The 21,320-nt window shown below is 69.5% G+C and carries 13 protein-coding genes; 6 read left to right on the forward strand and 7 right to left on the reverse strand.

Translation table 11 applies throughout. From position 1 onward, the window contains the following. Window positions 1-97: 97 nt before the first annotated feature. Together LZC94_16985 and LZC94_16990 are read left to right on the forward strand one after the other, a co-directional pair. Window positions 98-1,510 (forward strand): serine/threonine protein kinase, encoded by a 1,413-nt coding sequence (locus LZC94_16985; protein WXB18920.1) that lies wholly within the window; start codon window positions 98-100, stop codon window positions 1,508-1,510. Window position 1,511: 1 nt separating this feature from the next. Beyond that, entirely contained in the window at window positions 1,512-2,558 is a 1,047-nt protein-coding gene (locus LZC94_16990; GenBank protein WXB18921.1) for a hypothetical protein, read from the forward strand. A gap of 99 nt (window positions 2,559-2,657) precedes the next feature. On the opposite strand, the gene LZC94_16995 is transcribed toward LZC94_16990, so the two are convergent. Then, entirely contained in the window at window positions 2,658-3,755 is a 1,098-nt protein-coding gene (locus LZC94_16995; GenBank protein WXB18922.1) for a LacI family transcriptional regulator, read from the reverse strand. A 217-nt stretch (window positions 3,756-3,972) separates the two neighbouring features. On the opposite strand from LZC94_16995, the gene LZC94_17000 reads away from it, so the two are divergent. From LZC94_17000 to LZC94_17015, 4 genes are read left to right on the forward strand one after another with little or no spacing between them, the layout of a single operon-like run. Next, complete coding sequence (locus LZC94_17000) at window positions 3,973-6,999, forward strand: ATP-binding cassette domain-containing protein (protein ID WXB18923.1); 3,027 nt, start codon at window positions 3,973-3,975, stop codon at window positions 6,997-6,999. Next, window positions 6,996-8,030 (forward strand): ABC transporter permease, encoded by a 1,035-nt coding sequence (locus LZC94_17005; protein ID WXB18924.1) that lies wholly within the window; start codon window positions 6,996-6,998, stop codon window positions 8,028-8,030. The genes LZC94_17000 and LZC94_17005 overlap by 4 nt, the downstream gene beginning before the upstream one ends. 56 nt (window positions 8,031-8,086) lie before the next feature. Next, window positions 8,087-9,313, forward strand: a complete 1,227-nt coding sequence (locus LZC94_17010) for a substrate-binding domain-containing protein (GenBank protein ID WXB18925.1) — start codon at window positions 8,087-8,089, stop codon at window positions 9,311-9,313. Beyond that, window positions 9,310-10,341, forward strand: a complete 1,032-nt coding sequence (locus LZC94_17015; GenBank protein WXB18926.1) for an NAD(P)-dependent alcohol dehydrogenase — start codon at window positions 9,310-9,312, stop codon at window positions 10,339-10,341. Before LZC94_17010 ends, LZC94_17015 begins: the two co-directional genes overlap by 4 nt. A gap of 256 nt (window positions 10,342-10,597) precedes the next feature. On the opposite strand, the gene asd is transcribed toward LZC94_17015, so the two are convergent. From asd to LZC94_17045, 6 genes are all read right to left on the reverse strand, one after another. After that, window positions 10,598-11,707 (reverse strand): aspartate-semialdehyde dehydrogenase, encoded by a 1,110-nt coding sequence (asd, locus tag LZC94_17020; GenBank protein ID WXB20203.1) that lies wholly within the window; start codon window positions 11,705-11,707, stop codon window positions 10,598-10,600. A 62-nt stretch (window positions 11,708-11,769) separates the two neighbouring features. After that, window positions 11,770-13,692, reverse strand: coding sequence for an erythromycin esterase family protein (locus LZC94_17025; GenBank protein WXB20204.1), 1,923 nt, complete (start codon window positions 13,690-13,692; stop codon window positions 11,770-11,772). A gap of 612 nt (window positions 13,693-14,304) precedes the next feature. Further along, a complete protein-coding gene (locus tag LZC94_17030) occupies window positions 14,305-15,303 on the reverse strand; it encodes a cyclic nucleotide-binding domain-containing protein (GenBank protein WXB18927.1) in 999 nt (332 codons plus the stop codon). Window positions 15,304-15,829: 526 nt separating this feature from the next. Further along, complete coding sequence (locus LZC94_17035) at window positions 15,830-18,484, reverse strand: hypothetical protein (GenBank protein WXB18928.1); 2,655 nt, start codon at window positions 18,482-18,484, stop codon at window positions 15,830-15,832. Window positions 18,485-18,544: 60 nt separating this feature from the next. After that, the gene (locus tag LZC94_17040) at window positions 18,545-19,771 is read right to left on the reverse strand and encodes a cytochrome P450 (protein ID WXB18929.1); all 1,227 of its coding nucleotides are present in this window, start codon (window positions 19,769-19,771) and stop codon (window positions 18,545-18,547) included. A 206-nt stretch (window positions 19,772-19,977) separates the two neighbouring features. Continuing rightward, window positions 19,978-21,243, reverse strand: a complete 1,266-nt coding sequence (locus tag LZC94_17045) for a cytochrome P450 (protein ID WXB18930.1) — start codon at window positions 21,241-21,243, stop codon at window positions 19,978-19,980. Between the last annotated feature and the right edge of the window lie 77 nt (window positions 21,244-21,320).

Here is a 21,320-nt window from a genome sequence, read left to right on the forward strand (position 1 = left end):
TATTGCGATGCGATTCCAATCGAGCGAAGCTCGTGCGGTCGAGTTCCATTCGTGTCGGAGCTCGCCATGTGCAATGTCGCGGGATAAACTGCCGGCCGTGGGCGTCATTGCGAAGGACGTCGTCGTCGCCGAGCGCTTCCGCTTGGTGCGACCCATTGGAAAAGGCGGAATGGGGGTCGTTTGGGAGGCCCTCCATATTCCGCTCGATATCCCATGTGCGGTGAAGTTCATCGATCATCGGGCGGCCACCGAACCCCATTTGGCGGCGCTGCAGCGATTCGAGCGCGAGGCCCGCGCGGCCGCGCGCATCGGCGGCCGCCATGTCGTTCGAATCCTCGATCACGGTGTATGGGATGGCCTTGCGTACATCGTGATGGAGCTGCTGCGCGGCGAGAGCCTGCGGGCGCGGCTCGAACGGGTCGGCCGGCTCTCGCCCCCGGAGCTGATGCCCATCGTCCGGCACGTGGGGCGCGCGCTCCGCAAGGCGCAGGAGAGCGGGATTGTTCACCGCGATCTCAAGCCCGATAACATCTTTCTAACGCACGAAGATGACGGCGAAATCGCGAAGGTGTTGGACTTCGGCATCGCCAAGCTGGTGACGGACGTGCCGCTGGCCGAGCAGACGCGCACGGGGGATCTTTTGGGCACGCCCGTCTACATGAGCCCTGAACAAGTTCAGGGCACGCGGGCCATCGACGGGCGCAGCGATCTCTGGTCGCTGGCCGTCATCGTGTTTCGATGTGTCACGGGTGAGCTTCCTTTTGGCGCGCAAACGTTTGCCGAGTTGGTGATCGAGATTTGCATGCGCCCGCGGGTGATTCCCTCGAGTGTCGCCGTGGTGCCCGAGGGCTTCGATTCCTGGTGGGCCAAGGCCGCGGCGCGCGATCCGGACGATCGCTTCCAAACCGCCCATGCGTTCGTCGATGCGCTCGAGTTGGCGCTCGGGATGGTGCCCCCGGTGGATCCCGTAAGCTCCGGGCGCCTGGTGTCCGTGCACTCCATACGGGGTGAGCTCGACTCCGTGCCCACCGCGGCGGGAGCATCGGGGGTGAACCTGGCGAAGTTCACGGGGGCGCCGGGTGAGGACACCACGGGGCGCGCGGTCGCGAGCGGTCGCGGACGTCTCGATCGACGGTGGCAAGGGACGATGGTCATGGGGATCGTGGCGGGGGTCTCGGCGATGATTCTGCTGGCGGTGGTGTACGGGCGCGCGGGTTCGGCGCCGCGCGCTGCGCCGTCTGCGGCGCCGGCGTTCATGGCGTCGTCGGCCGCCGATCCGGGTGTGCTGGTGCCGACTGCGGCGGCGCCATCGTCGGAGCCCGTCGCCGTCGTTCCTGGTGCGGATGCGGATATGAGCGCGGTGCCGAATGGCGGCGCGGCCCCGAGAGGCGGCGCGGCCGATGCGAATGCGACCGACGCGAGCGTCTCCCGGGCCGCCGCGCCCGGGCCGCGCCGCCCAAAGGTGCGGGAGCCCGATCCATCGCCGGTCACGGGCCGGACGGGGTTTTAGCGTGAAGGCGAAGCTTTGGCGGACAGCGGTGGCGATGGCGTGCGTATGCGCGAGCGCGCCGGCGGCACACGCCCAGTCGCAGGCCGACAAGGCGCAGGCGCGCGAGCTCGGCGAGCGCGGGTACAGCGCCCTCGATCGCGGCGATTGGACCGCCGCGCAGGACCTGTTTCGCCGCGCCGAAGCGTTGTACCACGCGCCCACGTTGCTCTTTGGGCTGGCGCACGCGGAGGTGCGGCTCGGGCACTTCGTGGAGGCGACGGAGCACTACCAGCGCATGATCCTCGAGGGCCCGCCGCCGGGCGCGAGCGCCGTCATGCGCAAGGCCATCGAGGAGGCCAAGCGCGCGATCGAGGGCGTGAAGAAGCGGCGCGCGCGCATCACCGTGACCGTTCGCTTCGAGGGCGCCCGCCCGCGCGATCCCGCGACGGATGCCCTCTCCGTCACCCTCGACGACGCGAAGCTGGCGAACGATGCGCTGGGCAGCGAGCGGCATGTCAACCCCGGCAGCCATCGCATCGAGGCGCGCGCGCCGGGGTACACCGATGCGATCCAAAGCGTGAGTCTGGCCGAGGGCGAGCACACCGCCGTGGCGCTGACCTTGGAGCCGGCGCCCGTGCCGCCTGCGTCGCCGACACCGCACGGAGCGTCGCTCGGGCGAAACTCCGGCGCGGTCGTGGATGCATCGCAAGGGTCGGCGGGGCGAACGCTCGCGTACGTGGCCTTGGGCGTCTCGGGCGCGGCGCTCGCGACCTCCGCGATCTTCGGTGTGGTGGCCCTCCGCGCAAAGGGTTCGGTATCCGACAGCCCTTGCGCCGCCGGACCGTGCGAGGACGGCGCGCTCGATGCCTACCGCGACGATCGCGCCCGTTACTACACGGCGGGCGCCGTTTCGACCGCGGGCTTTGCCGTCTTTGCCGCGGCGGGCATCGCCGGCGGCGTCCTCCTTTTGACCGCACCCTCGGCGACCGCGCGCCCGGCGATGGGCACGACCGGGTCGATCGCCCCCTACGTCGGCGCTGGAAACGCAGGCGTGGTGGGACGATTTTAGCGGCGGGCCCCGCCTCGATCGCGTTCGCCGCGTCGGTGCATTCGCCGCGTCGGTGCGTTCGCCGCGTCGGTGCATTCGCCGCGTCAACGCGTCAACACGTCAACGCGACCGAGGCGCCGCCGTGCTCTCGCGCACCACCAGCCGCGTCGAGAGGTGCACCACGCGAATTTCCGAGCCCTTTGGGAGCCGCGCCAGCGCCAGCGCCTGCGCCCCCATTTCCACCATGGGGACGCGCACGGTGGTGAGCGGGGGCCAGAGATCCGGGGCGAGCGGGATATCGTCGAAGCCGCAGAGGGAGACGTCTTCCGGGATGCGCAGACCGCGGCTGCGCAAAATGCTGAGCGCGCCGATGGCCATCACGTCGTTGAGGGCGAAGATGGCGGTCAGGCCGGGCACCCGGTCGAGGAGCGTGGTGGCACCGGAGGCGCCGGCCTCGCGGGTGAAGTCGCCGCCGGCGATGATGTGCTGCTCGGGCAGCGCGATGCCCGCTTCTTCGAGCACGCCGCGGAAGCCCGCCAGGCGATCGTGGGTGGCGGTCAGCCGCTCCGGCCCTGCGATGACCCCGATGGTCCGATGCCCCAGCTGCACCAGGTGCTCGGCCAGGGCGCGCGCGCCGCCCAGGTTGTCGGCCATGACCACGTCGCCCGGCGCGTAGTGGCGGCCGATCAACGCGGTGCGGCCGCCGGCCGCCTCGAAGTCGAGGATCTGCCGGGTCATGAGGGCGCCGAAGTCGCGATCCTCCATGCCGCTGCCGGCGATGATGAGCGCGCCCGTGCGGCGGGCGCGGAAGCTGGCCATGTAGGCGAGCTCGCGCTCCCGATCGCGGTAGGTGTTGGCGATGAGCACCATCTGCCCGGCGTCGGACGTGGCTTGCAGGATGCCGCGCACGATCTCCGAGAAATACGGATCGCTCACGTCGTGCACGATGACCCCGATGGTCGTGTCGTGGGCGCGTGCGAGCGCGCGCGCATGCGGGTTGGGCGCGTAGCCCAGCTCGCGCGCGGCGGCAAGCACTTGCGACTGCAGATGCGCCGCCACGGGCCGCGTACGATTCAAGGTGCGCGAGGCCGTTGCGATCGAGACACCCGCGAGGCGGGCTACGTCTGCAATCGTGGGTGTTTTGGACGATGCCGGCGCGAGCTCCTCTTGCTCCTCGTGCGCGTCCTCGGTTGCGGATGTCGAATCTTCTTCCCCCATCAAGAAATCGCTTTCCAACCGAGGATAACCCAGGGCTGCCTTGACCACCAACGGAGCCGGTTCTAGGCTCGCAACTCCTTATAGAGTAAGCGCTTTTCTGGGGGAGGTGCAGCGCGCGATGTCGGCATTGGCGAGTGAGGAGCAGCCTTCGCACCCCGTGTCCTCGAGCACGGTGGGGTCGGGCGCAAGGGCAGCTGAGCCACATGCTCTCCTGGAGATGCGGGGGATCCGTAAGAGCTTTTACGGGGTCGAGGTCCTCAAAGGAGTCGATCTCGTCTGCCCGCGCGGTCAGGTGCACGCCATCGTCGGCGAGAACGGCGCTGGCAAATCGACCCTCATGAAGGTGCTCTCCGGCGTCCACGCGGCCGATGCAGGAACCATCCGCATCGCGGGCCGCACCGTGCATTTTCGGCATCCGCGGGCGGCGCAGCAGGCGGGGGTGAGCATCATTTTCCAGGAGTTCCGGCTTTTGCCCGAGCGGAGCGTGGCCGAGAACATTTTCCTCGGGCGCGAGCCGGGCCGGCGGGGGCTGGTGGACGCGGGCGCGCTCGATGCGGCGGCCGCCGAGCTGCTCGCGCGGCTTCGGGTCGAGCACGCGATCACGCCGCGCACCTTGGTGCGGGAGCTCTCGGTGGCCCAGCAGCAGATGGTGGAGATCGCGAAGGCGCTGTCGTTCGACGCGCGCATCGTGGTGATGGACGAGCCGACGGCGGCGCTCTCGCCGAACGAAGCCTCCGCGCTGTTCGAGTGCGTGAACGAGCTCCAGGCCGCGGGCCTCGCCATCGTCTATGTGTCGCACCGCTTGGACGAGGTGTTTCGGCTGGCGCAGCGCATCACGGTGCTCAAGGACGGCGCCACGGTGGGCGAGGTTCGAACCTCCGAGGTGACGCACCGCGATCTGATCGCGATGATGGTCGGCCGGCCGCTGGAGTCGGGCTTTCGCCTGCGCACGCCGGGGCACCTCGCGGGCAAGGCGGGGCGGGTGCGGCTGCGGGTGCGCGGCGGGGGGAACGCGCGGCTCTCGGGCATCGATGTGGAGCTTCGCGCGGGGGAGATCCTGGGGGTAGCCGGCCTCGCGGGCTCGGGTCGCACGGAGCTTGCGCGCGCGCTGTTCGGGGTGGAGCCGTTTACATCGGGCGCGATGGAGCTCGATGGGCGGCCGGTGGCGATGTCCTCGCCTGCGGTGGCCATCGCGGCGGGGATGGGCTTTTTGACGGAGGACCGCAAGGCCGAAGGTCTCTTGCTGCGGGAGTCGGTGCTCGACAACGCGCGTCTTTCGCTGCGTTCGCTGCGGCCGTCGCTGCGGCGCGCGCGCAAGGTCCCGGCGGCGGCGGCGGCCGTCGAGGGGCTTTTGTCGGCGCTCGATCTGCGCTCGGCGCATCGTCCGTGGAACACGCCGGTGCAATACCTCAGCGGCGGCAACCAGCAGAAGGTGGTGCTCGCCAAGTGGCTGGCCACGCGCCCGGAGGTGCTGCTCTTCGACGAGCCGACGCGCGGGGTCGATGTTGGCGGCAAGGCGGCCATCCACGAGCACATCCGCGATCTGGCGCGCAAAGGTGCGGCCATTTTGATGATCTCGTCCGAGCTGTCGGAGGTGATCGCGATGAGCGATCGCGTCCTGGTGATGCACCAAGGCTGCATCGCGGGCGAGCTCGATCTGCGCGAGCGCGACGTCCTCGAGTCGGACATCATGTTGCTCGCCACGGGCGCGCACGCGTCAGCGCCGGCCCCCGAGGCGGGCGATCCGACCGCGTCGCAGACATCCGAGTCGCAACACGCGCCCGAGTCGCAACAAACGCCTGCATGGCGGCAAACGCCTGAATCGCAACAAACGCCTGCATGGCGGCACGCGCCCGAATCGCAACAAACGCCAGCATCACGGGACGCGGCCGAGTCGCAACAAACGCCAGCATCACGGCACGCGCCCGAGTCGCAACAAACGCCAGCATCACGGCACGCGCCCAAATCGCGACAAATGCCTGCATCGCAGCAAGCGCCCGAGTCGCAGCACGCGCCTGCATCGCGGCAGACTCCTGCATCGCAACAAACGCCAGCATCACGGCACGCGGCCGAATCGCAACAAACGCCAGCATCACGGCACGCGGCCGAATCGCAACAAACGCCAGCATCGCAGCGCGCGCCCGAGTCGCAACAAACGCCAGCATCGCAGCGCGCGCCCGAGTCGCAACAAACGCCTGCATCGCAGCACGCGCCCGAGTCGCAACAAACGCCTGCATCGCGGCAAGCGCCCGCATCGCAGCGAACGCCTGCATCGCGGCAAGCGCCCGCATCCTCCCGGTGGGCGAGGGGAGCGGCCACGCCGATTTGGGTGGTGTTCGCGATTTTGTTCGCCGTGGCGTCGGTGGCCGTTTCGGCGCGCGGGCAGCCGTTTTTTAGCGTGGACAACGTTCGCAATATGTTGGTTCGCTCGGTGGCGCTGGGCCTCGTCGCGGTGGGGCAGAGCGTGGTCGTCCTCGGCGGATCCATCGATCTCTCCGTCGCGTATTTGATCAGCGTGGCCGCCGTTTTGGCGTCGCACATCATGCAGGGGCAACCGGCGAATGTGGCGCCGGCGATCTTGCTCGTGCTGGCGATGGGCGCGGCGGTGGGGCTCGTCAATGGGCTCCTGGTGACGCGCATGCGGGTCAACGCGTTCATGGCGACCTTGGGCATGGGCCTGCTCATGCGCGGCGTCCTCGAAAACAGCTTTGCGCATGGGACGGGATCGGTGCCGCCCGTCTTTCAGAGCCTTGGGTACAGCGGCATCGGACCCGTGCCGTATGCGGTGTTGCTCTTGGGCGCCATGGCGGCGGGCGCGTGGCTGCTCGTACGGCGGACGCGCTTTGGCTACCATTTGATGGCCGTCGGCGGCGACGAGGAGACCACCCGCGTCTCGGGCGTTCGCTCGGATCGGGTCATCGTGCTCGCGCACGTGCTCTGCAGCCTCGCGGCCGTGATTTCCGGCCTCTTCTTGGTCAGCCGCGTGGGCTCGGCCGCGCCCTGGATCGGCCCCGACGGGCGCTACGATCTGGACTCCATCGCGGCGGTGGTCCTCGGCGGAACGGCCCTCACCGGAGGCCGCGGGAGCGTGCTCGGCACCGTCGGCGGGGTGCTCGTTCTCGCGGTGGTCGACAATGCGCTGAACCAGTTCGGCGTGAACACCTTCGTTCAAGACGTCGTTCGCGGCGTGATCCTCGTGTCGGCCGTGGCCGCGTACACCCTGCGAAGGCGGCGCGCATCATGAGCACCATCCACGCGATGCATGGCGCGAGCGCGCTTGGGGCGATCCGCGCGATCCGCGAACGGCTTCGGCAGGGCTCACTGCTTCGCGGCGCGGTGCGGGCGATGCCCGTGTTTGGTGTGCTGATCGCCGTGCTCGTCTGGACGGCGATCCTCAACCCGAACTTCACCCGGCCGCCCGTGTTCTTGGCGCTGGTGCGCTTTGCGGTGCCGCTCATGCTGCTGGCGGTGGGGCAGCTCTTCGTCATCGTGGCGGGGGAGTTCGACCTCTCCGTCGGCTCGCTGGTGACCGCGGTGGTGGCCCTGGCCGCGGGCCTCGGCGATGGCGATCCAAGCCGGACGTGGTGGCTCGTTCCCATGCTCGTGGCGCTGGGCGCCGCCGTCGGCCTGATCAACGGCCTGGTGACGGCCAAGCTCGGGGTCCCATCGTTCATCGCGACGTTGGGCATGATGCTCGTGCTCTCCGGCGCGGTGCTCTATTGGACGGGCGGGGCGATGCTCGGCTATGTGCCGGACAATTTGCGCGCGGTGGGGCGCGGCAACCTGACGGGCATCCCATGGATCGAGCGGTTGCCGTATGCGGTGATCGTGATGGTCGTCGTTCTCGGAGGGGCCGCGTGGCTCCGCCATGGCACCGACTTCGGGCATCGCTTGGTCGCGGTCGGGTCGAGCGCCCGCGTGGCCGCGCTCTCCGGTGTGAATGTGGCGCGTGTGCGAATCACCGCGTTCGTCGTGTCGTCGGTCCTCGCGGTCATCGCGGGGATCGTGCTCGGCGGTATCGTGGGGGTCTCGCCGCACGCGGGGCTCGGGTACGAGTTTCAGGCGATCAGCGCGGCCGTTCTGGGTGGCGCGGTGCTCGGTGGAGGGCGAGGTGCGGTGGTGCCGGTGGCCGCGGGGGCGCTCGCGCTTCAGGCGATATTCTCGCTACTTAACTTGCTCGGCGTCGCCGATCCGGTGCGTCATGCATTTCAAGGAGCGATCCTCATCGGCGCGGTCGCCTTGTCGTCGTACGGCATACGGCGGCGAGGCTCGTGAAGCAGTTCATGAAGCGGTTCGCGAAGAGAGCGCATGCACGTGAAGGGGAGGCGGCCATGAAGACAGAACATCGAATGCGGTTCACCTCGATCGCCTTGCTCCTGCTGGTGGCCGCGGCCCCGGGCTGCAGCAAGAAGGCCAACGGCGGCGCGGGCAACGCGGAAGGAGCCGGGCCGGCGTCCTCGGTGGGCACGACCAGCGGCCAAGCGCGCGCGGCGCTTCCCCTGTCGACGTGGTTCGATGCGGCGCTCTACGCCAAGCAGCTCGAGCAAGCGAAGGTTCAGCCCGTGGGCGATCCCGCCGCGCCTTGGACGCAGGCCATCGAGCCGTCCTATGTGGACACCGCCAAGTACAAGAAGACCGCGCCGTGGCACGTGTGCTTCTCCAACGCGTCGCTCACCAACCCCTGGCGCACGGCCGGCTTTGCGACGATGCAGGCCGAGGTGAAGCTGCACCCGCAAATTGCCAAGTTCACGGCGGTCGACGCGGGCGGCAAAGACGAAAAGCAAATCGCCGATATCTCCGATCTGCTCACGCAAAATTGCAGCGTGTTGATCGTGGCGCCGAACACCACCGGGCCGCTCACCACCATCGTCAACGAGGCGTGCAAGAAGATCCCCGTCATCGGCTTCGACCGCGGCGTGAGCACCGAGTGTCCGGTCACCTTCATCCACCCCATCGGCGGCTTTCTCTTCGGGGCCACCTCCGCCAAGTTCCTCACGTCGCACGTCCCCAAGGGCGGCAAGGTGCTGGCGCTGCGCATTTTGCCGGGGGTGGACGTGCTCGAGCACCGCTGGGCCGGCGCGCAGCATGTCTTCAACGAGGCGGGCATCCACGTGGTGGGCATGGAGTTCACGGGCAGCGATCCGGCGAAGACCAAGCAGATCGTGACCGACTACATCCAGCGCTACCACGCCATCGACGGCGTATGGATGGACGCGGGCGACACCACCGCGGCAGCCGCCGAAGCCTTTCAAGATGCCGGCGCCGAGGTCCCGCCCATCACGGGCGAGGACAACAACGCGTGGCTTCAGGCCTGGCAAAAGAACAAATGGACGGCCACCGCGCCGACCTACCCGGTCTACCAGTGGCGCACGGCCATTTTGGCGGCGGTCGACATCCTCTCCGGGCAAAAGGTGCCGAAGGAGTGGATCCTGCCGCAGCCCGAGATCACCCGCGACACCGTGGGTCTCTACGCCGCGTCCAACCTGCCGCCGACGTTCTACGCCATGTGCGGCTGCCAGAAGATGCCCGGCTTCCCCGCGCTGTGGGGCGGTAAATGAGGGCCGCGCAGGTCGAGGCTTACGGCAAGCCCTTGCGCCTCACCAAGGTCCCCGATCCGAAGATCGACGATCCGCACGACGTGATCGTGCGCGTGGCCGGCGCGGGCGTGTGCCGCACCGACCTTCACATCTTGGAAGGGCGGTTGGAGAAGGCCTTCGCCCCCGCGCTCCCCTACACCCCGGGCCACGAGAACGCCGGGTGGGTGCACGAGGTGGGCAAGGCGGTGACCCACTTGAAGCGCGGCGATCCGGTCATCGTGCACCCGGCCATCTCGTGCGGCCACTGCGACGCGTGCCGCGCCGGCAACGACATGCACTGCACGAGCTTTCTCTTGCCGGGCATCCACGGCATCGACGGCGGCTACGCCGAGCTGCTCAAGACCAGCGCCCGCGCCTTGGTCAAGCTCGCCGACGGCACCGATCCCACGCGCCTCGCGCCCTACTCCGACGCGGGGCTCACCGCCATCCACGCCGTCAAACGCCTCGCTCCGTTCACGCACGCCGGGAGCACGGTGATCGTCATCGGCTCGGGTGGCCTCGGGCACATCGCCGTGCAGCTGCTGCGGGTGCTCACCGATGCCCGCGTGGTGGTGCTGGTGCCCGATGGCGCGCGCTACGCCTTCATGGAGCAGTTCGGCCCCGACGCCATCTACATGACGGGCGACGATGGCGGCGTGCAGGCCATCGCCGAGGACACCAAGGGCAAGGGCGCGCACGTGGTGCTCGATCTGGTGGGCGAGGGCCGCGTTCCGTCCGATGCCATGCGCATGCTGCGCAAGGGCGGCCTCTATTCCATCGTCGGCTACGGCGGCAATGTGACCATCGAGCACCTCGATATGATCAACCGCGAGCTGACCATCCAGGGGAACCAGATCGGCACCTACACGGAGCTCTGCGAGCTGATGGAGCTCGATCACCGCGGGAGCGTCCGCATCGAGTCCAAGGTGTTCCCGCTCGACCGCGCGGTCGATGCGCTCGAAGAGCTCCGCGCCGGCCGCATCCTCGGCCGGGCGGTGCTCGTTCCGTAGTTGCTCGCATCGTAACGCCCATCGCATCGACGGCGCGAGCGGCCCGCGCGTCGGGCGGTGCGCGCCCTCCGCGCTAGGCTGGCCGTGTGTGGCGATGGCGCCGAAGGATCAGCGCTCCAAAATGATGCGCACCATGCGGCGGAGCGGCTCGGCGGCGTCGTAACGCCCATCGCATCGACGGCGCGAGCAGCCCGCGCGTCGGGCGGTGCGCGCCCTCCGCGCTAGGCTGGCCGTGTGTGGCGATGGCGCCGAAGGATCAGCGCTCCAAAATGATGCGCACCATGCGGCGGAGCGGCTCGGCGGCGCCCCAGAGGAGTTGGTCGCCGACGGTGAAGGCCGAGAGGTACTCGGGGCCCATCTTCATCTTGCGAATGCGGCCGATGGGGACGCGCAAGGAGCCCGAGACGAACGCCGGGGAGAGCTTGCGAATGCTCTCCTCTTTGGTGTTCGGCACCACCTGGACCCAGTCGTTGGATTGACCGATCGCGTTCTCGACATCGGCCAGGGGGATGTCGCGCTTCAATTTGATGGTCAGCCCCGCGCTGTGGCAACGCATCGCCCCGATGCGCACGCAGTTGCCGTCGACGGGGACGGCTGGATGGAGATCGAGGATCTTGTTCGTCTCCACGTGGCCCTTCCACTCTTCGCGCGACTGCCCATCCTCGACGGGCTTGTCGATCCACGGAATGAGGCTGGCCGCGAGCGGTACGCTGAACTCGGTGACCGGGAAGCTCGGATCGCGCAGGGTGGTGGTGACCGCGCGATCGATGTCCAAAATGGCGGACGCCGGATTGTCCAAGAGGCTCGCGGCCGCGTTGCCGACGGCGCGCATCTGGGCCACCAGCTCCCGCATTTGCTTGGCGCCGGCGCCCGATGCCGCCTGGTAGGTCATGGTGCTGACCCACTCCACCCAGCCTTGCTGGAAGAGGCCCGCGATGGCCATGAGCATCAAGCTCGTCGTACAGTTGCCGCCGATGAAATCGCGGACGCCCGCGTCGAGCGCCTTGTCGATGACCGCGCGGTTGACGGGATCGAGCACGATGATCGCGTCCTTCTCCATGCGAAGCGTGGAGGCCGCGTCGATCCAGTAGCCTTTCCAACCAGCTTGCCGCAGGGCAGGGAACACCTGCGTCGTGTAGTCGCCGCCTTGGCAGCTCACGATGATGTCGAGCTTCTTGAGCGATTCGATGTCGTTGGCGTTGCCGACGGGCTCCGTCTCGCGGCCGATGTCGGGGGCCTTGCCGCCTGCCTGGGACGTGGAGAAGAACTTGGGCTCGAAGAACTTGAAGTCCTTCTCCGCGTTCATACGCTCCATCAAGACGGAGCCGACCATCCCTCGAAACCCGACGATTCCAACATTTTTCATCGCAGCCATGCCAGCACCGTAGCGCTATTTTTGGCGATGCTCATGGAGAAAGTCGGGTTGCGTCATCGGGAAGGATGTAGCGAGGGCGGCAGCAGTTGGCGTGCCGTCGTGCCCGACGCCGTGAACACGAGCGCATCGTAGTCGCGGGCGAGCACCGTCCGGGGGGCCTCCCAGTCGCGGGGGCGGTCGTCGTCGTAGAATCCGTCGAATTGCCGCAGGATTTGGTACGCCCGGAACCAATGTGCGGCCGCGCTGCCCTCGGGGAGCGGGTGCAGGCCCACCAGGGCGAGCGGCGCGCCGGCGGCGGTGAGGGCGTCCTCGAGGGAGCCGGCCGGGGCGGGGAGGACCGTGAAATCGCGCGGGCGACGGGTCTCGGGGTCGATGGCTTGGTAGGAGCCGTAACCGAGGACGCTCCCGAACGCGCGATAGCCGGCGCCGAGCCGCCGGCGCAGGTGAACGCCCATCATGGGCGGTTCGGCTTCAGGGTTGCCAGCGATGTGCGCGTTGTGGGCCCAGACGACGGCGCGCGCGTTCGGGCCGTGGTGCGCGAGGGCGTCAAAGGCGTTTTCGGCCATGGATCGCTCGCGGATGTGCACGCGGGAGGCGCTGCTCTCGGCGGCGAGCCAGTCGAGGAGCTGCACGAGCATGTGCGCCTGCGTGGAGGCCCGCCAGAACGGCTCGGCGCCGGACTGCGCGATGTACTGCGGGCGATGGCTTTCGAAATGGGCGGCGAGCGTGCGCGCCTGCGTCGATAGGGCGGTGAGCTCCGGCTTCGAACGGCGAACGATGTCCTTGTACGTGCGGGGGTCGGCCATGGAGGCGAGGGCGCGTGCGGCGGGGGATTCCAGCGCGGGGCGGTCGATGCGGGCGAGGTAGGCGAGGGCCTCCTTGGCTGCGAGGGAGCCCTTTCGCATGTCCAAGCCGTGAAAGTGGACTTTGCGCGGGTGCGCGCGGTTCCATGTGCGCATCCAGCGCACGAGATCGCGGAGCTCCTCGGTTTGCCAGAGCGCAACGGACAAGGTCGCGAGCAGCTGCTCGGGATCGCCGGGGCCGCCGAGCACGTAGTCTTCGATGGCGAACGACTCGGGTAGGTTCCACTCGATGGCGAACACCGTAAAGCCCATTTCGGCGACGAGGTACTCGAGCAAGCGGTGTTTGACTTGGAAGATCTCGCGCGTTCCATGTGTCGCCTCGCCGAGGCCGACCATGCGCGCTTCGCCGATGAGGGCGCGCAGCGGTGCCAGATCGGCGAAGCCGTGTTCGGGTTCGACCGTCGCGAGGCGGATCGCGTTGGCCTTTATCCAATCGATCACGGCCGGTGGGGGTGGACCGGGTTGGCCTACGGGGTCGAGCAAGAAGTCGACGGTGTCGCGGCCGGTGGGGAGCGCTCTTCGGGCGGCCGCCGCGCGGGGGCCGCAGGTGGCGTCGGCGTGGTAGTCTCCGTCGGGGACGGAGGTGTGGAAGGTGCCGGTGGCGTCGCTTTCGACCAGGAAGACGTCGCCGTTTTCGCCGAGGCCGCGTGCAAGGCGAACTTCGGCGCCGCCGCACGGGCGGCCGTCGCGATCGCGGACACGGCCCGACAAGCGCCGTCCGCCGCGGCCAAGCTGCAATTGCAACGCGGTGGTTCCTGGTGCGACGTCGCCGATCCACGCGGCGGTGCCGTCGGGCGCGGTCGCCGTGACGCCGTAGCGATGTCCGGCGCTCGCCGGGAGGCGGAAGCTACCATCCGCGCCACTGGCGACGTGCACGAAGTGCGCTCCCGACGGATCGAACAAGCCGAGGGGAACCCGCGCGACCGTGGCGCCACGCACCCCGCGCCCCGCCGGATCGACGATGCGACCCACGATGGCAGCGTCGCCTGCACCGGCGGTGTCGTCCGCACCCGCAGTGCCGCCCGCGCTGGCGGTGCCGCCCGCGCTGGGTTCCACCGCGGCCGGCGCACCACGATCGCGCGGGGAATGCGCCGCCGGACACCCCACGAGCATCGCCAGCACCGGGATCCCGTAGCGTGCGCCGCGCAGGACGGCTCGGTGCGTCTTCGACGAGGACGTCGCGCCAATCCGCGGAGCACCCGGCGAGGCCGTTGCGCCAATCCGGGGAGCTCGCGGCGAGGCCGTCGCGCCAATCCGCGGAGCGCCCGGCGAGGCCGTTGCGTCAATCCGGGGAGCTCGCGGCGAGGCCGTCGCGCCAATCCGCGGAGCTCGCGGCGAGGTCGTTGCGCCAATCCGCGGAGCACCCGGCGAGGCCGTTGTGCCAATCCGCGGAGCGCGCAGCGAGGACGTCGCGTCAATCCGCGGAGCTCGCGGCGAGGCCGTTGCGTCAATCCGCGGAGCACCCGGCGATGCCGTTGCGCCAATCCGCGGAGCACCCGGCGAGGTCGTTGCGCCAATCCGCGGAGCACCCGGCGAGGCCGTTGCGCCAATCCGCGGAGCGCGCAGCGAGGGCGTTGCGTCAATCCGCGGAGCGCCCGGCGAGGCCGTTGCGCCAATCCGCGGAGCGCGCAGCGAGGACGTCGCGCCAATCCGCGGAGCGCCCGGCGAGGCCGTTGCGCCGACCCGATGATCCCCCGACGAAGACATGGTACCCATCGAAGAGAACTACGAAGGTGGCGGCCCCTCGGAGTAGTCGTCCTCGAGCGAAATCGACCGGGGTGCGTCCCCGCGCACCTGCTCCATGCGCGCGCGCCCGACCCGTTCGAAGACGGTCAGCGCCCCGTTGGCCAAGGACGCGAGGCACGCCATGGTCATGTCGAAGTGGTCCTCGAGGGTGTCGTAGAGATCGTCCAGATCGATGCGCAGAAGGACGAGATCTTCCGCCGCGCACGCGTCGAACCAGCGCGGCCGCTGGGCGAGGATTTCGATCAGGCCGAGCGGCGCCAGCCGGCCAAGGTGGAAGTGGAGCGCGTCGCCCCCGGGCCGGATGCGGGTGCTCGTGACCGCGCCCGAGATGATCACGCCGCCCCATGAGGCCTCGTCGCCCGCCTTCCAGAGATCGGCGCCGGCGGGGATGCGGACGAGGGTCGTCGTTCGGCCGAGGGCCGCCAAGCCATCGATGCTCGCCTGGGTGAAGATGATCACCTGCCGCAAGATGAGCATCTGCTCCACCGGATCGGGGTCGGTCGGCAGCTGGGGCGGGTTGGGCGGCGACGCCAGATCCTGAAGGAGCTCGTCGAAGGGGTACGAGTGGATGAAGTTCAGAAGAACGCGGGTGAGCCCGCGGAAGATGTGGACCACGACATCGAAGTCGTCTTCGAGGATGCCGTGCAAGACCCCGGTCGGGATCTCGAGCATCACGGTGTCGCGCGTGGTGCGCACCGACTGCCGCGAGGCCCCGGCGAAGAACTCGAAGGCGCCGAGCACCGCGTGGCGCGGTAGCTTCCAGGTCTCCCCCGTGGCGACGAAGCCCTCGGCCTCGCCCTCGACGATGATGCGAAGGTGTTCGATGGTTTCGCCGTCGTGTTGGAACACCGTTCCCGCCGGGAAGAACACCTCCGTCATGTGCTCGGAGAACGTGGCGAGGCGCTCCTGCGGCAAGGTGCCCAAGAGGGGCACCTTGCGGAGAAAGAGGAAACGGTCGATCGGATCGACGAACCGCATGATCCCTACGAGAGCACGGCGGCGCCTCGTTTGGCGGCATAATGACCGGCCACGGCGCGCACAGTCCGAACGGTGCCGCGAAACATCAGCCCAGCGCCGCACGAAGAGCCGAGGGATCGTGCGCATCACGCTCGGCCGCGACCCGGACCGTATGAGCGGGCTCGAGCAATTCGTTCATCTATGAGAGCACGGCGGCGCCCATCTTGGCGGCATAATGACCGGCCACGGCGCGCACAGTCCGAACGGTGCCGCGAAACATCGGCCCAGCGCCGCACGAAGAGCCGAGGGATCGCGCGCACCACGCTCGGCCGCGACCCGGACCGTGCGAGCGGGCTCGAGCAGCTCGTTCATCCTACGAGAGCACGGCGCCGCCCATTTTGGCGGCATAATGACCGGCCACGGCGCGCACGGTCCGAACGGTGCCGCGAAACATCGGCCCAGCGCCGCACGAAGAGCCGAGGGATCGTGCGCACCACGCTCGGCCGCGACCCCGACCGTACGAGCGGGCTCGAGCAGCTCGTTCATCCTACGAGAGCACGGCGCCGCCCATTTTGGCGGCATAATGACCGGCCACGGCGCGGACGGTTCGATCGGAGCCCCGGAGCATCGGCTCCAGCGCCGCGCGAAGATTCGAGGGATCGTGCGCGTCGCGCTCGGCGGCGACCCGGATCGTGCGGGCGGGCTCGAGCACTTTGTTCATCTCGTCGAGGAGCACGGCGAGCCTTCGCCCCAATGGCCCGCTGACCGCGTTCTCCAGGAGCTCGCGGCCGCTGTCGCGCAGGCGGGCGTTCTTGCTCTTGAGCGCCGCCGCGATCTGCTCCCAATCCTCGCCGGGGTGGGTGAGCCCGATGAGGCGGAGGACCCGCTCGAGCGCGTGCGCGAGCTGATCGGCGAGCAGCGATGCGAGCAGGTCGTGCACGGGGCGGAGCTCGGCGCGGGTGGGCACCGCCATGAGCCTCTCGTACCACGACAGGATTTCGTGCGCCTGCTCCAGGTTGCGATCGAAGAGCGGCATCAGGTGGGCGATGTCGACGTCGACCTTGGCCCCGTTGGCGACCAGGCGCCCCAGCCCGCGCAGCGCTTTGTAGCGCACCGTTCCATCGGGGTGCGTTTGCAAGAGGCGGAGCAGAATGGGCGCCGCGAGCTCCGGCGCGAAGCGGCTGATCGAGCGCGGCAAGTGCACGAGCACCCCGCGCGGCGCGGTGTCGATGGCCGAGGTGAGCGCGGTGAGGGCCGCGCCCCCGATGCGGACCAGCGCGCGCCGCGCGGGCTCGCGCGTTCGGTAATGTTCGAGCATCGCGATGAGCTCGGGGAGCGCCTCCGGCGCGGGATCGATTTGAAGGGCGCGCGCGATGGCGGCCCTCACCTCCAGATCCCCGTGCTCGGCCAGGGGGAGGGCGGCGAGGAGCAAGGTGTGCGCGCGGGTGGTGGCGAGCGCCGCCAGGACCGCACGTTGCGCGCGCGGATCGCCCTCGGGCCCGAAGATGCTCGCGATGCGGGCGATGTCCTCCGGCTTTTGCAGCCCCCGCGCCCAGAGCTCGACCATCGCGGTGGCGCGAACACCGGTGTCGGGATCGTCGAGGCAGGCGCGCACGCGATCGCGGTCGAAGGCGAGGGTGGCGGCGGCATGCACGGCGCGCACGCGCACATCGGCGTTCTCGTGCGCGACCAGCCGCCAGGCGAACACCCCTGCGTCGCGGCGCTTGGCGTGGACGAAGAGCTCGAGGGCGCGGATCACCACGCGCGCGCTCGGGTGGTACAGGATGAGCGTGGGGATCAGCTGCACCTTGCCGCGGTCCACCAGGACCTCCATGGCGGCGATGACCTCGTCGTCCTTGGGGCTGCTGAGGGCGCCCACCAGGACCTCGAGGCTGGTCAGGTCCAGGGTGGGCAGCGCCGCTTGCGTGTTGAAGGCGCCCTCTTCCACCATGGTGCGAAAGAGCTCCACGTGCGGCCCGCGCAAGCGCCGGACCAGGACCAGCCACGCGGCCGATCCCACGGCCAACACCGCGGTGAGCACGCGCAGCGGCACATGGGCGGGGGTGAGCAGGATCGCCACCGAGGCCAGCGCCTGCCCGCCGCGCTGGGTCATCACGTCGATCAAGGTCTTGGCCCGGCTTCGGATCGAATCGGCGACCGGCACGAAGAGGAGCTCGACCGAGGTGCGGTGGAGCGAGAAGCGCAAGGTGCCGTCGACCAGGCGCATGGCCACCGCCAAGGCCACCACCGGCCCCAAGGTGCCCGCCATGGCGCCTACCAGCAGCAGCGCCGGAAGGACGCTGAGCGATCCCACCGCGCCGTGCACCCGAATCATCCGCGGCACCACCACGGTCTGGCTCGCGGCGCTGAAAAAGTTGGTCGCCAGCGCCACCGTCGCCAACGTGGCGCCCAGGCTCTCCGGCGCCACGCGCGCGACCAGCGCCCGCTTGAACACATAGTCGAGCAAGGTCAATGTCACGGTCGACGCCAGGGCCATCGCGCCGATACGTTGAATATACATGTTTCCGAACGCCTCGCGGAACGACGCCGGGCTCGCGCCGCCGCCCTCGCTGCGCCGCGAGGGCTCGCCCGGATCCGCGTCGGTCGCCTGCAAGCGGTGCGCGCCGCACCGTCCGAGCCAGAACGACAGGAGCCCCGCCAGGCCGAAGCCCGCGGCCGAGAGCACGATGAGCGCGCGCGCCGGCGCCACCAGGAAGAGCCCGCGCGCGAGCGCTGCGCCGGCCACCCCGCCGAGGATGGCGCCCAGCCCGATGCGCGCATACACGCGCTTGGCCTCGCCCAAGGTAAAAATGCGCGCCATGGTCGACCAAAACTGCGCGACGGCGTTGGCGCCGACCAGGCCGGACCAGAGGTACAGCGCATAGTAGAACCTGCGATCCTCGCCCGTCGCCACCAGCGCAAACGCCACGGTCCCCAGCGCGGCGATCCCCAGGCCCGCGCCGAGGCGCGCGGGCGTGGTGGCGGGCGAGCGGCCTTTCCCCATCCTCGCGGGGAGCATCACCGTGATGGCGGAGATGCCCGCGATGGCCAAGTACATCCACGGCAGGTGCTCGAGCGGCACCTTCTCGAGAAACAGCGCGTCGCGCGCGGTCTCCAGCATCGTATGCGCGGCGAGCAGCGCGCCGATGGTCAGCGAAGCGCGGTGAACGAGCCGTTCGATGTCGCCGAGCGTGGAGGCCACGATGGTGCGAACCTATCGCGCGCGCTCCGGGCGTGCCAACAAGTTGTGTTCACGCCGCCGTCACATCGCGCGGCGCGCGATGGTGCCGCGGAAGTCGATTGGGAGCGGCACGGCGGAGGGGACGATGGTCGACGCGGCCTCGCTCGCGAGCTCGATGCGGTATCGGGTGGTCGCGAGGTACGCGAAGAGGGCGAGCTGGATGGTCCCGAGCTGCGCGCCGATGCACGCGGTGGGGGACCACCCGAAGGGCACGTAGCGGCCCGCGTGGTCGGCCTCGTTCGACCAGCGGTCGGGATCGAAGGTGTCGGGATCGTTCCAGTGCTTGGGATCGCGGTGAACGATGTACGGGCTCACTTGAAAGGCCTGCCCGGGCTCGAGGTGAAAGGCGCCCACATCGATGGGCGCCCGGGCGACGCGCGTGAGGATCGCCGGCGCGCTCCACATGCGCAGCGCCTCTTTGACGAACCGATGGGTGACGGGCGCGGTGCGCGCGGGCGCGGCATAAAACGCGGAGGGCGCCAAGGGAGCGAGCTCCGCCTGGAGTCGCGCGGCCCACGTTGGGTGGTGCGCGATCGCGTGCAGGAGGCACGCGGCCACGGCACCCGGCGGACCCGACACGGCGGTGAGCACGGTGGTGATGGCGTAGGCCGCGCGGTCCATGCCCAGCACAGGGAGCATGTCCACCATCGGATCGGTCAAATCGAGCTGCCGCGGGCTCTTGCCGCGGGCGCGTCGGGCGAGCTCGCGCCGCACGATCCGGCCCGCGCGGACCTGCACGAGGACGCGCTGCATGGATCGCCACGCGGACTCGGGCTCGGCCCGCAGCGCGAGCAGCCGCTCCAATTTCATGGCCTGATCGCGCTGGACGCGGGCTCGTTCATCGCGGGAGAGCCCGGCGATCACGGTGGGGAGCAGCGCGTACGTGGCCACCTCCTGCGCGGCCCAGACGAGATCGAGCTCGCGGCCGAGGCGCGCGTCCAGGAGCGCCTCCATGCGCTGGGCGAGCTGGGCGATGCTGGGGGGCTCGGAGAGTCGCCGCAGCTGCGGATACCACGCGGCGCGAACGTCTCGCCACGATACGCGGGGGCTCCTTCGTCCGCGCACGAGATCGACGAGGCGATCGGGCAAGGTCAGATCGCGAAAGTTGGTGGTGTTGGCCGTCTGGGCGGCGGAGGGATCGAAGACGGCGAGCTCGCCTCGCGGCGTCCAGAAAAGGCCGCCTTCGGCGTGGCTCCGATCCCGCAGATCGCGCACCGTCGTATCCATTCGTTCGTGCGAGCTCGTCATGGGGCCTCGCGAAAGAAAAGGCGGCGGGCGAGCCGGGCCCGCCCGCCGCGGGTTGCTAAATGTGGTGGTACAGGTACCAGAAGTTGTGGATGCCTCCGTAGCCGCCCGCGCGGTACCGCACGTTGAGGGCTGCCAGGGTGGCATGGGCGATTTTGCGTATCATTCCGAGTTCACCTCCTTTCGACGGGAGCGATGTGCTCCTCGTTTCATCGCGGCCCCGACCTTCGTCGAAGGTGGAGCGCGAAGCGCGGCGGGGCGAGGGCCGGGCCGATGTGCGGCCGAGGGTCGATCGTCTCCGCGGTGAGCGCATAGTCGCCCGCGAGGATCCGCAGAATGTCCTCGACCAACTGCATGGATAGCGACCCTGCCGCGCAGGCGTGGGGCCCGAATCCAAACGGCATGAAGGCGCGCTTGGTCTCGGGCGACGCCCAGCGTTGGGGCCGAAATCGTCGGGGCTCGTCCCAATATTTTGGATTGCGGTGCACGAGGTAGGGGCAGACGACGACGTAATCCTTCGGCGTGACCCGAACGCCCAGCACGTCGTGCGTTCGTGCGGGGCGGCGCGCCAACATCCACGCCACCGGCCAGAGTCGCAGCGCCTCGCGAACGATCCATGCCGGCTCGGCGCGCACGTCGGGGTGCGTGCCGAGCAGGTACACCGACCAGCCGAGGGTGAACCCCACCGAGCCGGCGATGGCGAAGACGAACGAGAGGTACACCTCGACCAAATCCGAAATGGCCGCATCCGGCGGCGCGCCGCGCGCGACGACGTCGAGCAAATCGGCCGGCTCTCCGGTGCCCTTGCGGCTCTCTTCGAGGGCGCGCCCGAGCTCCATCGCCACGCGAAACCGGAGCACCGCGCGCCCGAGCCGCGATTGCCGCTCGCGCGCCCCGGCGAGAACGGCGCGCGCCACCACGTCGTCGAGGGTTCGTCGCAGGGGCGAGGGGGGTGAGCTCGAACGCGCGGGCGCATTCGAACGCCCGCGCGAGCTCCAACGCGAACGCGAGCCCGAGCGCGCAGGCGAAAGCAGCGCCTCCGCCAGGTGCGCGTAGACGAGGCGATTGCCGGCATCCGGCCATTCGCTCACCGGTGCGAGCATGCGCACGGCATCGCCGAGCCGCCCTGCGTGCGCCGTTCGATGCGCGGTGAGCAGCGCCCGCGCCGACCCCCCGATGGCGACTTGCGCCGCGCGCGGCCCGAACGTTCCGCGGCGCGTTCGAAAGAAGTCCGAGTGCTCTTCGTACGCGCCCTCGGCGTTGGCCAAGATGGCACGCGCCGCGTCGGCGTTGGCGATGCAAAGCTTTTGGCCCGGCAACCAAATCGCCTCCCCGGCGCTTGGAAAGACGCGATCCAAGAACGACAGCGGCTCGTGCGCCGTCGCGCGGCCGGCGGCGCCGTCGCGCCCAGCCCGCGCGGCCACGGAGTCCGTTTCAATCCTCCCCGTGCCGGTCGCACTCTTCGATGCCGTCATCGCGCTCACCTCGTTCCGCACGCTCCGCACATTCCGCACGTTCCGCGCGTTGCATGCCGTATTCAGCACGTGGCGTG

It is taken from the genome of Sorangiineae bacterium MSr11954, assembly GCA_037157815.1.
GTDB classification, from domain to species: Bacteria; Myxococcota_A; Polyangia; order Polyangiales; family Polyangiaceae; genus Pendulispora; species Pendulispora albinea.

Excerpts from the sequence above, each read along its gene's own strand:
- LZC94_16995 (WXB18922.1), bottom strand. The coding sequence starts at position 3,755 with ATGGGGGAAGAAGATTCGACATCCGCAACCGAGGACGCGCACGAGGAG.
- LZC94_17000 (WXB18923.1), top strand. The coding sequence starts at position 3,973 with ATGCGGGGGATCCGTAAGAGCTTTTACGGGGTCGAGGTCCTCAAAGGA.
- LZC94_17005 (WXB18924.1), top strand. The coding sequence starts at position 6,996 with ATGAGCACCATCCACGCGATGCATGGCGCGAGCGCGCTTGGGGCGATC.
- LZC94_17010 (WXB18925.1), top strand. The coding sequence starts at position 8,087 with ATGAAGACAGAACATCGAATGCGGTTCACCTCGATCGCCTTGCTCCTG.
- LZC94_17015 (WXB18926.1), top strand. The coding sequence starts at position 9,310 with ATGAGGGCCGCGCAGGTCGAGGCTTACGGCAAGCCCTTGCGCCTCACC.
- asd (WXB20203.1), bottom strand. The coding sequence starts at position 11,707 with ATGAAAAATGTTGGAATCGTCGGGTTTCGAGGGATGGTCGGCTCCGTC.
- LZC94_17025 (WXB20204.1), bottom strand. The coding sequence starts at position 13,692 with ATGCTCGTGGGGTGTCCGGCGGCGCATTCCCCGCGCGATCGTGGTGCG.
- LZC94_17030 (WXB18927.1), bottom strand. The coding sequence starts at position 15,303 with ATGCGGTTCGTCGATCCGATCGACCGTTTCCTCTTTCTCCGCAAGGTG.
- LZC94_17040 (WXB18929.1), bottom strand. The coding sequence starts at position 19,771 with ATGACGAGCTCGCACGAACGAATGGATACGACGGTGCGCGATCTGCGG.
- LZC94_17045 (WXB18930.1), bottom strand. The coding sequence starts at position 21,243 with ATGACGGCATCGAAGAGTGCGACCGGCACGGGGAGGATTGAAACGGAC.